This is a genomic window from Paenibacillus sp. 10L310, from assembly GCF_056395745.1.
In genome coordinates this window covers 141,101-154,892 of the sequence record NZ_JBFTKC010000011.1, presented here as the reverse complement: position 1 = coordinate 154,892, position 13,792 = coordinate 141,101, and the positions used below count along the sequence as shown (strand labels likewise).

Here is a 13,792-nt window from a genome sequence, read left to right as displayed (position 1 = left end):
TCGAATCAGTATAAACCATGACGTTACGGCAAGGTTAAGTGTTTATTTCATTTTGCGAAAAGGTTCAATACCGAGTGGAATTTTAGTCAAAGCTGAGGCTATGCTACAATATATAGAACAAAAAACTTAAATAGTGGAGTAAACGAACAATGTCTTCCTATTCCTAAGTTTCTCAACGTTCTTAACTCTCTTAACTTTCCCGACGTTGTAACGCACAGCGTTGTCGACTATAGCACGAAAGGTTGAATCATTATGCTTACCAGCCATACATTTACGATTCGTCCATCCGAGATTAAAGATGCAGCCCAGCTAATGGAGTTGGATGCCCTGGTATGGGACAAATACACCTCTCCTGCACCGATGCAATGGCGTTCCAGACAACAATATTTGCAACATTGCCCGCCAGGCAGTCAATTGATTGCGGTGCAGGGAGAGCGGGTATGTGGTTATGTGGGCTTTAATCCAGCCACAGGTATGCCCGTCAACCGTCATGTCTACGAGATTCATATTGCGGTTCATCCTCATGATCGGCGTTGTGGCATTGCCACAGCTTTGATGGATGCCATTAAGCAGCATGCGGCCCAACAAGGCGTTCGCAAGCTCAGGTTGCGCGTACTTTCCAGCAATCCGGGAGCCATCACGTTTTATACACAGTGTGGATTTGTGACGGAAGGCAGGTTGGTTTCCGAGTTTTATATCGGAGGCAAATATGTGGACGATATTCTTATGGGTTATTTTATCCAGACCAAATAGAAACATAGCTGAGGAGGAGGAACAACGATGGATATGGGACTTAGGGGTAAAAAAGCATTGGTGCTGGCTTCCAGTCGCGGGCTAGGCAAAGCGGTGGCTGCTCAATTGGCAGCAGAAGGTGCTGACGTCATGCTTGCCAGCCGGAGCGAAGAAAAGCTCGCAGCAGTGAAGCAGGAGCTTCTGGCGCTTGGTGGTGGCGGACGTGTGGAATATTGTGCAACCGATGTGACACGCAAGGAAGATATTGAGGCTCTGATTCACAAGACAGCAGAAATGTTTGGACAGATTGATATTCTGGTGAACAATTCGGGTGGCCCGCCATCGGGTTCATTTGAGTCACTGACGGATGAAGATTGGGAACGTGCATTTGAATTAAATGTGCTCAGTTATGTAAGGCTGATTCGTGGCGCTCTTCCTTATATGAAAGAAAGCGGAGGACACATTGTCAATATCGCTTCAACTTCGGTGAAACAGCCGATTCCGGGTCTGGTGCTGTCCAATACGTTCCGTACTGGCGTGTTTGGATTGGCGAAGACGTTATCCCAGGAGCTGGCTCCATACGGAATATTGATCAACACGGTGGCGCCGGGACGTATTGCAACAGACCGTATACGTGAGCTTGATGCAGCACGGGCTGAGCAGAACGGAATCAGTGAGGAAGAGGTATCTGACCAATTCCGTAAAGAGATTCCACTGGGCCGTTATGGTCAACCAGAGGAGTTTGCCAAAGCGGTGGTATTCCTGTTATCCGGAGCCAATACGTACATTACCGGAACCTCATTGATCGTGGATGGTGGTATGGTCCGAGCACTATAAAAGTCATGGATACAATAAAATACCCTCTGTCACCACATTACGTGGAGATCGAGGGTATTCGTGTTGATCCATTATGTTGGGAGAGATCACTTCGATTTATTATGTAGGCGAATTAGCGCAAGAGTTCCCATTCATGCTGAAGCATGCCGTACACCGCATGGTTCACGTAACCTTTAGGCAGTTTCTCTGCCTGACGAATGACACCCTCGAGAACAAATCCAAGTCTTTCAGGGATAGCGCGACTCCGTTTGTTATTCGTTGCCGAGCGAATCTCGACGCGATTCAGGTCCAGGGTCACCAGAGCATAATCAACCAGAACGCGACAAGCGCTTGTCATCAAGCCTTGACCCTCAAAGCCTTTGCCAAGCCAATATCCGATGCTTACCGAGCGATTGGTCCAGTTAATTTCGTGGAATCCAATGACGCCGGCTAGATCCCCTTTTGACCATACTCCGGCGGTGAATCCGCCATTCTCGGCACCTTGTTTTAACGCGTTGGTAATAAAGTTCGAGGTGTGTTCCACTTCTGTCACATGATCCACCCACGGCAACCAATGTCTCAGTTGATCCCGCGAGCGATCCGTCAGTTCGAACAGTGGTTTGGTATGTTCCATGGCCAGTGGCCGGAGTTCGGTATATTCATCCAATGAATAGGTAAACATGAATGCAACCTTCTTTCTTTGTATAGTGTTGTTCAAAAAAGTCCACTTTTGATTACGAATTATGCCTAATGGCATTATCAGCATCGAATATGAAAACCAGATTTTTTGAACACGTATTTGTAGTGGACTAACGTGAGGTCTTGGGCAACTTTTGCTCCAGTGCAAACAGGTCTTCTTCCATTGAGGCCATGCGTTGATTAACCGTTGTGCGTGCGTCACGGAGTGCCTGATTATATATGTAGGGAGCGAGCTGTGTCATGAACAGGTCGAGGACACCCCAAGCGGCCAGATCGCCGAGTTCTTCGCCACGTTCCTCTTCGAAATACGACTGGATGGTGCGAATGGCTTCATCCTGCTGTTCTTTGGTCAGTTTAAGCGAGTTCGATGGAATGGGAAACCCTCCCTTTAATTTGTTTTTACTATCATGCTACATGATTCGAGCGAACCCGTCAAAATGGTTTAGGGCCTATTTATGCACGGCTAATCCTGACTTTGGTGCCGTTCTTTATTGAACTCCTCCCCCGTTAAAGGTATATTTAAATGAAACGCGTACGAAACTTTCCAAGAAAATAGTTTTTTTCAGGAAATGACTTCGTTATTAAGGAATTATAGCCGGAATTGCTGCAATTCCCTAAGGCTCCAATCCATTCATGAAAGGTTTGATACCTGTGGACAATCGTACAACCCCACCTAACTTTATCAAAAATATTATTACCGAAGATCTCCGGTCTGGGAAAGTCCAGGAAGTTATTACCCGTTTTCCTCCGGAACCGAACGGTTATCTGCATATCGGCCATGCCAAGGCGATCTGGATTAACTTTACGCTGGGCGGCGAATTTGGCGGCAAAACGAATCTGCGCTTTGATGACACGAATCCGGTCAAGGAAGATGTAGAGTACGTTCAATCGATTCAGGAAGACGTGAAATGGCTCGGATACGAGTGGAATGAGAAACGTTTTGCCTCGGATTATTTTGACGAGATGTACAACCGTGCTGTCTTGTTGATTAAAAAAGGTAAAGCTTACATCGACGACCAAAGCGCCGACGAAATCCGTGAAATGCGCGGAACGCTGACGGAGCCGGGTAAGAACAGCCCGTACCGTGATCGTTCGGTGGAAGAGAATCTCGACCTGTTCACACGTATGCGTGCAGGCGAATTCAAGAACGGAGAGAAAGTGCTGCGTGCCAAGATCGATATGTCTGCACCAAATATCAATCTGCGCGATCCGGTTATTTACCGGATTTCTCATGCACATCATCATAACACGGGCGACAAATGGTGTATCTATCCAATGTACGCCTTTGCTCACCCGCTCGAAGATGCAATTGAAGGTGTAACGCATTCCCTCTGTTCCCTGGAGTTCGAGGATCAACGTCCATTCTACGATTGGGTTATTGCCGAGTGTGAGATGGAGAACCAACCACGTCAATATGAATTTGGTCGGCTGAATCTGTCCCAGATGGTGACAAGTAAGCGGAAGCTGAAACTGCTCGTAGATGAAGGACATGTGGATGGATGGGATGATCCACGTATGCCAACGATTTCGGGTCTGCGCCGCCGGGGTTATACACCGGAAGCTATTCGTGATTTTGTATATGAGACAGGCATTTCCAAAAACTATGGAGTTATCGACCTGCAAACGCTGGAGCACTTTGTACGTGAAGACTTGAAACTGAAAGCTCCGCGCACGATGGCTGTGCTGCATCCGCTCAAAGTGGTCATCACTAACTATCCTGAAGGACAAGTGGAATGGCTTGAAGCAGAGAACAATGTGGAGAACCCAGAGATGGGTAATCGCCAAATTCCGTTCTCCCGTGAGATTTATATCGAACAAGACGATTTCATGGAAAATCCGCCGAACAAATATTTCCGTTTGTTCCCTGGCAACGAAGTTCGTCTGAAACATGCATACTTCATCAAATGTAACGATGTGATCAAAGATGCAGAAGGTAATGTAACCGAGATTCATTGTACCTATGATGTGGAGACAAAGAGCGGCAGTGGATTCACTGGCCGTAAAGTCAAAGGAACAATCCACTGGGTAGAAGCGACTCAAGCGGTACCTGCTGAATTCCGTCTGTACGAGCCGTTGATCCTGGATGAAGCACCGGAAGCAGAGGTGGAAGTGGCAGTAGCTGGGGCTGAAGCTGAGGTTGTGGAAGAGCAACCGGAGAAAACGTTCCTGGATCAATTGAACCCGAACTCCCTTGAGATTGTTAATGGGTATGTGGAACAAGAGATGAAAGAAGCGAATGCTCAGGATAAATTCCAATTCTTCCGTCACGGTTACTTTAGTGTAGATCCGAAACATTCCGAACCAGGACGTCCGGTATTTAACCGGGTCGTATCCCTGAAGAGCTCATTCCAACTGCCAAAGGCATAATGCCGTTGAGAGAACTTAAGGTCTGTTCATCAGAGTGCTGGTAAGCAGCCAATTTATAAGTAAAAGTAAGGGCATCCTTCGTCATAATCATGGCGAAGGGTGCCCTTTTTGTTTTTCTGGATCTAGCCAGATCCAGTTTTAGAATGAGCATACAATTCGGCATGAACATGAACATGAACATGAACATGAACATGAACATGAACATGAACATGAACTAAGGCCATAGATGTGCGTATGAGGCAAGAATCTAACGAACCGAAGACACGTTATTTAAGTGTATTTGGACATTCCAGCAACGTAATGAATCGTAGACACCTTATTTCCTCGTTCGGTCTGTCTTTTTTGGATTTTTAACATCTTTTATGCAAAATAAGGTGGCTGAGATTCCTTAGCTTTAGAATTTCGTGAAATTTCTGCAAATAAGGCGTCTAAGGTTCGTTAGGAGCAACAAACCTTAGACGCCTTCCTCTTTACTGCACCTATTCTTAATCTTTTGTTTCGGTTTTTTGTACGCTGATGTTACACCCTAACGTAGAGGACAGAAATAACCTGAAGAAGCGGAGCGTTCGCCTTTATCTCCGGATTTTACCCTTTAAAAAGGGAATTAAGAAAATCCGGGGATAACAGCGATCAGAAGGTTGTTCTGGCATCGGAGTGCTCAAGTAGTAACTTTAATCGTGCAAATATCCCCCTGCAACAAAAGATTATCTGTCCTCATCCATATTGCCCATCTCCGTCAACACAACCGGCTGATAGCCGTTACGTCGATTCGATAACCACATGATGCTAAATCCAACAGCGCCGATGAGCGAGAAGAATACGCCAATGCTATACATGATTTCTGCACCGAAGCTCTGGAACAACCAGCCGCCGAACAGACCGGCAATCACGCCGGAGAGACCTCCCCAGGCCATCGTATAGACCGCTTGACCGGAAGAACGATAAGGTCTTGGAATGAACAGCATGGTCAGTTGCGTACCCACATAGAAGTACCCACCAAACGTAATGGAGTGCATCAACTGAATGAATACAATCTCCAGTGGGTTGTTAGCCATTGCCATGAGCTGCCAGCGAAGTGCAAACAGCACACTGATCAGAATGAGAGATGCCAGGAGCATGCTCATTTTGCGTTTGAGTAAACGGTCGAGCAGCAGGAATACGCCGACTTCGAGAATGGATGAGGTGAAGATGGCCCAGCCGACCATCTGTTTATCGCCACCCATCTCTACTATGTATAGTGACATAAAAGTACTGTTCATGGCATTAGGCACCGATACGAGTACACCCAGGCCGATAAATGCCATAAAATACGGATTGAACATGACTTTGCCAAACCGCCGAAAAGTAACCACCGGTGTATCCGAAGCGATCGGCTGTCTGGGTAGAAATACGGATAATACAAAGGCGGTGGCAATCATGCACGCAAATATAATAGATACACTGCCGATGCCAAAACGGTCAATGAGCGGTCCGGCTGCGACGGCAGTCAGCGCCCAACCGAGTGAACCCCAGAGCCGGAATGATCCGAATTTTTGGGTTGTACCATCGATATATCCGAGAATCAGACTGTTCGTTTGAGCAAATAATGGGCTTTGAAAAAAATAAAAGAAAATCATGGCTACATAGATCCACGTATACGTGGGCGCATAGAATACACCTTGGGCGAGCACAAATGTGCCTCCCATCATAATCATCAGAATGATGCGAATGTTGCGAGATTTATCGCTCCAGAAACCCCAGAACGGGTTGGCAAACAAGGATACAAAGGGTCCAATCGCCATCAGACTGCCAATCTCCAGTTTGGTCATACCAATCTCTTGCAGGTAAAGCTGCAGGAATCCGGCGAAGATGGAGATGGCTCCATATATGAAAAAGTTATATAGTTTCAGAGAAACCAATGAGGGATTGCCTCTTGAAGGTGCAGGTCTGTCCAATTAAGCCATTCCTTTCAAATGCATATTGTTCAATGTATCATTTGTTGAAAGGGGATTCAATGCATAGCGAACGTTTTGAAATTGATGCAGTCAAACACATATCGTTACCAGGAGGGAGGATAACAACATGAACACGCGTGAATGGACAGGCATCATATTGGCAGGAGGATTATCCAGTCGCATGGGGACCAACAAGGCCATGCTGGAACTGAACGGTTCCGTTGTACTGCAACATGTCACAAAGGCCATGAGACCCGCCGTATCCCGTATCATCGTGGCTGCCGGACCCAATGTGACAACCTACGGTGCAATAGGCTACGACTGCGTTCAGGATCACTATCCGGGGAAGGGGCCACTCGCCGGTCTTCACGCGGCGCTGGAAGCTTCCGATACAGACTGGAATCTGGTATGCGCCTGCGATATGCCGCTCCTGCAAACGTCCTTTTTTGATGGGATAAAAAAGCTGGCCGAGTCGCATGACTCTTATTCTGCTATCGTTCCACGCGTGGATGGACATGTCCACCCTCTTGCAGGGGCTTACCACATACGAGTGCTCCCTGATCTGGAGCAGCGTCTGATACAGGATCATCTTCGAGTCATGCGATGGCTTGAAGAGATCGGATGCTGTTATGTCGAAGCGGAAGAGCTTGAGAGAGCTGGCGTTCATCAAGTAGCGATGCAAATGAGTAATATGAACACGCCGGAAGAGTACGAGCGTATCCGTAATCAAGATTCTGGACTCGATTCCGATCTGTAGGATACAGGATCACCTGATGCTTCTGCATGATGATTGCGATATTGAAGCGGGCTTTGGCCTGTCCAACGTTTGAATTGTCTGCTGAAATGGGACAGATGGGTGTAACCGAGCTTCCATGCAATTTCCCCGAGCGACAGCTCTGGTTGTTCGATCAGTACTTTGGCCTCCTGCAACTTCAAGCTGGACAAGTAAGCCCTGGGCGATCGCCCGTACACCTTGCGAAAGACCTGTAGACCATATCCCGAGCTGATGCCAAACGAGGATATAATCTGCTCTACTTTGACCGTGGATACACTGCTTTCCTTGGTTCGAAGCTGGGCATGGAATGCCTGCTTGATTGCCTCCGCTATAGCTCCCGCATAATGCATGGCTGTTGGAGCTGGTGCATGTGAAGCAGCAACGGAAGTGGTGGACTCCGGTTCATTGTCAGCGGCTTGGGACAACAGGGCAAACAATTCAAACATGCGGGCCTGCATGATCATTTTGTCAGTGGACGTGTAGGCTTCAGATACGTTAATCATCCCCATCCAACTCTCCAGCACAACGCGCATTTTCCTATTATCAGCCGTACCTGCTGCGTAGATTCGGCTGTGCTGTGACATCAGCTTCAGGGTGAAGACCGGATCATCCACATTAAAGTGAGCGCTAAAATAAGTCATGCCTTCCGAGGATACACATTGATTTGTATGTTTGAACCCGGGAGGAATGAGAAGAATGGAACCTTCCTCCACGGTATAGGTATACCCGTGAATCACACTCTCCTGCGTACCTTCGATGATCAACATAATCTCAAAGCCCGGATGTGATTCCTCCGGCATCGCCCATCCACAGGGTACTTGTTGGCTGTGAGCACCATAGAATTTGATGTTACTGTCGATAATAGGCAGCCAGTGGGCCAGCGTATGGTGAGGCATTTCTCGGAGCTGTGATCGGATATCCATAACATTCACCTCGGAAAAGGGTAAAAACAACTTGCCTTATACAATCGGCACCCGTAGTATACTTCATTATAATCAGTTTAACGTGGGCATGGTTAATCCATGGAACGCATCAACGTTTGAAGTGGTTGCTGAACAATCCAAGTTCTTCAACCGACATTAATGTAAACGCTACCATTATAGATTGGAATATGTCAACTCTTGCACACGTCAAGATCATTATATTTTCCACCTAAAAAGGAGATTAAATCATGGACAAATTATTATATGGCGTAGCTTACTATGATGAATATATGCCTTACGAAAGATTGGACAAAGACATTCAGATGATGAAGGATGCAGGGATCAACGTGGTCCGCATTGCAGAATCAACCTGGAGTACCCATGAACCACAAAATGGCGTATTTGACTTCTCTTCCGTAGACCGTGTGCTGGATGCCATGCATGAGGCGGGGATTCAGGTTATCGTAGGAACACCAACGTATGCAGTTCCTACATGGATGGTCAAGGAACATCCGGACGTGCTGGCTACCACCTCACAGGGGCCTGGTAAATACGGCGCAAGACAGATCATGGACATTACACATCCAACCTATCTATTCTATGCCGAGCGGATCATCCGCAAGCTGATCTCTCGGGTAAGCACACATCCAGCAGTAATCGGTTATCAGACAGATAACGAGACGAAGCATTACAATACGGCCGGAGATAATGTACAACTGCAATTCGTCAAATATATGCGGAACAAGTTCAGTTCCCTGGATGAGCTCAACAAGGAATTTGGCCTCGACTACTGGAGCAATCGAATCAATAGCTGGGAAGACTTCCCGTCTGTTGTAGGAACGATCAACGGCAGTCTGGGTGCTGAGTTTGCCAAGTTCCAGCGTCTGCTGGTAACCAACTTTTTGGCTTGGCAAGTGGGAATCGTGAATGAATACAAACAGGAAGGACAGTTTGTTACCCAGAACTTTGACTTCGATTGGCGTGGATATTCTTACGGCATTCAAGGGGATGTGGACCATTTTGCCGCATCGAAACCTTTTGACATCACCAGTGTGGACATCTACCATCCTTCCCAGGATGATCTGACCGGCATTGAGATTTCATTCGGCGGGGATGTGGCGCGTTCGACCAAACAATCGAATTATCTGGTACTGGAGACCGAAGCGCAGGCGTTCTGGCATTGGGTTCCTTATCCGGGACAGCTGCGTTTGCAGGCATTCAGTCATCTGGCTTCAGGGGCGAACATGGTCGCTTACTGGCACTGGCATTCGTTGCACAATTCCTTTGAGACGTATTGGAAAGGATTGCTCAGTCATGATTTCGAACCGAATCCGGTGTACAACGAAGCGAAGACCATTGGTAGGGATTTTGCAAGACTGAGTCCTAAGCTTGTGAATCTGAAGAAAAAGAATCGGGTGGCCGTGCTGTTCAGCAATGAGGCCCTGACTTCCATCAAGTGGTTTGGGTTTAACTTCACCAGTGACAAGAACTACAATGACGTGGTGCGCTGGATGTACGATGAATTGTACAAGATGAACATTGGCTGTGACCTGATCGATCCATCGGTTGAGAGTTATGCGGAATATGATGTGCTCGTTGTACCTGCTCTGTATGCTGCTTCGGATGCATTGCTGGAAAAATTGAATCAATTCGTAGAGGATGGCGGACATATCGTCTACTCGTTCAAAAGTGGATTTGCAAATGAGCATATCAAGGTACGCTCTACCCGCCAGCCCGGGCTAATTAGTGAGGCATGCGGGATCAGTTATAACCTTTTTGTAGAGCCAAAACATGTTTCGCTGCGCGATGATCCATTTGTAGTTGGTGAGGAGCAGAACCGAGTTCACACCTGGATGGAACTGATTACACCAACAACGGCTGAAGTACTCGCTTGGTATGATCATCCACATTGGGGTGAATATGCGGCAATTACCCAGAATGCCTATGGAAAAGGCAAAGCAACCTATGTCGGCTGTTACACCAGTTCTGCGGTGATCCGTAAGGTGTTGGAACGTGTCATGAAGGAAGCGGGCGTATGGGGAGCTGATCAGGAGCTGGCTTTTCCGATCATTGTGAAGACAGGTGTGAACGATCAAGGGAACACGATTCGCTATTATTTCAATTATGCAGATGAGGCAACATCCTTCGTGAATGCTTATGGAGAAGGGACTGAACTTCTGGCAGGAACCCCGATTGCTGCGGGAGAGAAGATCGAACTGGAGCCATGGGGCATACGGATTATCGAACAATAATAGAAAATAATAAATATAGGTATATAAGTTGAATTCAACAAGTACACGTTAACGGAGAGGGCAGAAGAAACCTGAGGAAGCGGAGCGTTCGCCTTTATCAACGGATTTTCCCCTTAGAAAAGGGAATCAAAAAAATCCGGTGATAACAGCGATCAGAGGGTTGTTCTGACCACGTAGTGATCTCGTGTAACCATTCATTCTATTGTATAACGTGATATTTTAACATTTCCAAACGAATATAAAGACCAAAGCGCCCTCAGCTTCCATGCTGGGGCGTTTGTCTATTTTAGCTCAGGAGTGGATGCGCTGTGTTTACCGAATGTTATCGGAAGCTGATAGATCCTTTCAAACGCAGCATTCGCAATAAATTGATTCTTACCATGACGCTTCTGGCTGTTCTGCCCGTCATTGCCATGACCGCTATGGCAGCCGAGAATACCCGCTTTTCCATGGAAAAGGAGATTATGGAGACCAACCGAGCCAATATGAACTGGGCCTCCATCTATCTGGGTGAACAGTTCGCGCGCATGAACAATATTATTTATTCCATTCAGATCAGTGACGAATTGCATCAATATCTGGCGTTGAACGAGGAAGCGCCGGCAGCCAGTCGGTTCGATGAACAGAAGGCCATGTTCAATATGCTGAACAGTGTATACTATTCGGCTGGCAATTATGTATTTGGCGTTGAACTCTATCTGAAGGAATTGGACACCCTGTTCACCTTTAACTCGATGGATTCTCGCATCAAGGCGGTATCGGAAATACCGGAAGGATATCATGAGCTTTTTGCACAACATAAAGATTTTACGATTATCAATGATCCGGACGATCCGCAAAAGTTTCACATGACCCGCAGCATGAACCGCTTCGAGGATCAGGCACAGATCGGGGCCATCAGTCTGGAGGTCAAGTGGGCTGAGTTCAACCAGACCCTGGAGCTGCTGGATAGCCGGGGAGACTATGCGGTATACATTGCTGATAGCGCGGGCAGTCCGGTCTATCAGCCAAACCAAGAGATTCAGCCGTCTGCGGAAGCACTGGAGAAATTGGCAGGCACAAAAGAAAGCTCGGGTTTCATTCGTACAGCCAAGGAATACGTATTTTTTCATTCCATTGAGCCGTCAGGACTGCGTGTGATCAAGATTGTACCTGCCCACGTCATTAACGAAAGTGCCTTGGAAACGATGAAATACGGATTGGTTGTGGGTGGCCTGGCAACCGTCATTTCTGTAGGACTAGCTGCGCTCGTAGCCTGGCGTACATCGAAACCCATTGTCAGACTGGCGAATTCCATGAAGGGTATTCAACTGATCAAGGACAGGGAAGTGGTGCGAAGTGGCCGGGTAGATGAGATTGGTCTGCTGGAGAAAAATCTGCACGGCATGGCTAGTCGTATCCGGGAACATATTCGCGACAACTATCTAATGAATCTGGAGAAGCAGACGGCCGAGCTCAAAGCACTGCAATCCCAGATCCATCCGCATTTCCTGCAAAACACACTGCAGATGATTGGCGGCATGGTCTACTCGCAAAAACCGGCAGACAGTTACAAGGTCATTCGAGCCTTAAGCGAGATGTTTCGTTATATTGTGCGAGCGCCGGATGGACTGGTGCCCCTGCAGTCTGAACTCGATCAGTTGGAGCATTATATGCTGATTCAGAAGCAACGTTTTGCCGGCAGGCTTGAATATACACTGGAGATTACGGGAGAATTTCGGGCGTGTTATATCCCCAAGTTGTCTTTGCAACCCATTGTGGAGAATGCATTTTTGCATGGTCTGGAGAAGAAACAGGGCGAATGGAAGCTGGGCATTGAGGTCGTCTATGAACCTAAAGATGTAACCATTCGAATTTGTGATAACGGTGTGGGTATGGATGCTGAGAAACTAACGGAGATGAAATCCAGACTGGAGCGGCTTACCCGGCAGGCAGATCGGGTGTGGAGTTCAGGTACAAGTATTGGACTGGTCAATGCGGCCTCACGAATTGTAATGCATTTTGGACCTGAATACGGGATGAGCATGGAAAGTGAATATGGACAGGGGACGAGCGTTACGGTACGAATCCCCTGCAATACAGGAGGCGAAGCCTTGTGACAAAGGAACTGTACAGAGTGCTACTGGTGGACGATGAACCGTGGAACCGGGATATTTTGCGCAATCTCGGAGATTGGAATGAACTCGGCATGACCGTTGCAGGTGAGGCAGAGGATGGCGAGCAGGCCATACAACTGGTCAAGCAGCATCAGCCTCACATTATCATTACGGACATGCGCATGCCCGGTACAGACGGTGTGGAACTGTTACAGACGCTGAGCGGACAGTACCCACAGATCAAGGTGATCGTGGTGAGCGGGTATGATGACTTCAATTATGCAAAACATGCGCTCCGCCATCGGGCTGCTGATTATCTGCTCAAACCGGTGAATCCGGATGAACTGAATGGTGTACTTGCTAAATGTGCAAGGGAGTTGGAAAAGGTTGAATCAGCACCTGAATCGTGGGAATCGTACCCATCTTCGTTCGCAGGTGAGTTCTCCCTGTTTCAGCAGCAGGCCCGCCTGCGGTTTAATGACCTAAACGTTCAGAGTCTGCGGGAGTGGTTCCAGCAATTACAGCAGAAGCTGGAACGATGTGAGATTAACAGACCTCGGCAGCTTGGAAGGGTGGCTCATGAATTACAGGCTTTGCTGGACGAACTGTGCGTCTCCAATGGCTTGTACGAGCGGCCCGAAGCAACGGCGCTACCTCCTGCGTCTGCGCTGGCTTCCATCGAATCCACGATCACATGGATTTCGACTCCGTACTATCAGGCTTTGGAGCAACTGATTGCGCAGCGTAAGTTCAAGAATAAGCTGAACCTGGACGAGGTGAAACAATACATTGAGCAGCACTGTATGGAGATGATTACGCTGGAGCAGCTCGCCCAGATCTTTTTTGTCAGCAAGGAATATCTCAGCAAGGTATTCAAGAAAGAGTATGAGGTGAATGTGACCGACTATGTTGTCCAATTACGTATGACGAGAGCGAAAGAATGGGTGATGGATGAACAGATTCCGTTCAAGCATATTGCCGAGATGGCGGGTTATGAGGATGTGTCCTACTTCTATCGAGTGTTTAAGAAGCATTTCGGAATATCTCCAGGGGAGATGCGGAAGGGACAGGCTCGTATATCAGGTAAATCAGGCAATAGTACGGAATGAGACATTCGAGAGAGCATTTGCGGCAGGATTAAGGTTTAAAATAATCCAATACACAAGTCTAATTTTGTCCAATGAAGCGCTTTCATTTA

At 47.5% G+C, this 13,792-nt stretch carries 11 protein-coding genes; 7 read left to right on the top strand and 4 right to left on the bottom strand.

Features of this window, described 5'->3' with window-relative positions:
- The first annotated feature begins 252 nt into the window (after nt 1-252).
- Together AC1DE7_RS21750 and AC1DE7_RS21745 are read left to right on the top strand one after the other, a co-directional pair.
- Nucleotides 253-753 (top strand): GNAT family N-acetyltransferase, encoded by a 501-nt coding sequence (locus AC1DE7_RS21750; protein WP_127548957.1) that lies wholly within the window; start codon nt 253-255, stop codon nt 751-753.
- A 27-nt stretch (nt 754-780) separates the two neighbouring features.
- Nucleotides 781-1,569, top strand: a complete 789-nt coding sequence (locus AC1DE7_RS21745) for an SDR family oxidoreductase (RefSeq protein WP_076209748.1) — start codon at nt 781-783, stop codon at nt 1,567-1,569.
- 112 nt (nt 1,570-1,681) lie between these two features.
- Here the strand turns inward: AC1DE7_RS21745 and AC1DE7_RS21740 are convergent, their stop codons facing one another.
- Both AC1DE7_RS21740 and AC1DE7_RS21735 read right to left on the bottom strand, forming a co-directional pair.
- The gene (locus AC1DE7_RS21740; RefSeq protein ID WP_036612698.1) at nt 1,682-2,230 is read right to left on the bottom strand and encodes a GNAT family N-acetyltransferase; all 549 of its coding nucleotides are present in this window, start codon (nt 2,228-2,230) and stop codon (nt 1,682-1,684) included.
- A 127-nt stretch (nt 2,231-2,357) separates the two neighbouring features.
- Nucleotides 2,358-2,600, bottom strand: a complete 243-nt coding sequence (locus AC1DE7_RS21735; RefSeq protein WP_244988428.1) for a DUF2164 domain-containing protein — start codon at nt 2,598-2,600, stop codon at nt 2,358-2,360.
- Between the two features lie 280 nt (nt 2,601-2,880).
- On the opposite strand from AC1DE7_RS21735, the gene AC1DE7_RS21730 reads away from it, so the two are divergent.
- On the top strand, nt 2,881-4,614 hold the full coding sequence (locus AC1DE7_RS21730) for a glutamine--tRNA ligase/YqeY domain fusion protein (RefSeq protein ID WP_127548964.1): 1,734 nt from the start codon (nt 2,881-2,883) through the stop codon (nt 4,612-4,614).
- A 704-nt stretch (nt 4,615-5,318) separates the two neighbouring features.
- On the opposite strand, the gene AC1DE7_RS21725 is transcribed toward AC1DE7_RS21730, so the two are convergent.
- Nucleotides 5,319-6,512, bottom strand: coding sequence for an MFS transporter (locus tag AC1DE7_RS21725; RefSeq protein WP_036612688.1), 1,194 nt, complete (start codon nt 6,510-6,512; stop codon nt 5,319-5,321).
- A gap of 163 nt (nt 6,513-6,675) precedes the next feature.
- On the opposite strand from AC1DE7_RS21725, the gene mobA reads away from it, so the two are divergent.
- Complete coding sequence (gene mobA / locus AC1DE7_RS21720) at nt 6,676-7,305, top strand: molybdenum cofactor guanylyltransferase (protein ID WP_405158054.1); 630 nt, start codon at nt 6,676-6,678, stop codon at nt 7,303-7,305.
- Here mobA and AC1DE7_RS21715 read toward each other — a convergent pair.
- A complete protein-coding gene (locus AC1DE7_RS21715) occupies nt 7,275-8,246 on the bottom strand; it encodes an AraC family transcriptional regulator (protein WP_477535139.1) in 972 nt (323 codons plus the stop codon). The genes mobA and AC1DE7_RS21715 overlap by 31 nt on opposite strands.
- Before the next feature lie 248 nt (nt 8,247-8,494).
- On the opposite strand from AC1DE7_RS21715, the gene AC1DE7_RS21710 reads away from it, so the two are divergent.
- From AC1DE7_RS21710 to AC1DE7_RS21700, 3 genes are all read left to right on the top strand, one after another.
- On the top strand, nt 8,495-10,498 hold the full coding sequence (locus tag AC1DE7_RS21710) for a beta-galactosidase (RefSeq protein WP_477535138.1): 2,004 nt from the start codon (nt 8,495-8,497) through the stop codon (nt 10,496-10,498).
- Between the two features lie 308 nt (nt 10,499-10,806).
- Entirely contained in the window at nt 10,807-12,597 is a 1,791-nt protein-coding gene (locus AC1DE7_RS21705) for a sensor histidine kinase (protein ID WP_477535137.1), read from the top strand.
- Nucleotides 12,594-13,703, top strand: a complete 1,110-nt coding sequence (locus AC1DE7_RS21700; protein WP_340984069.1) for a response regulator — start codon at nt 12,594-12,596, stop codon at nt 13,701-13,703. Before AC1DE7_RS21705 ends, AC1DE7_RS21700 begins: the two co-directional genes overlap by 4 nt.
- The last annotated feature ends 89 nt before the right edge of the window (nt 13,704-13,792 follow it).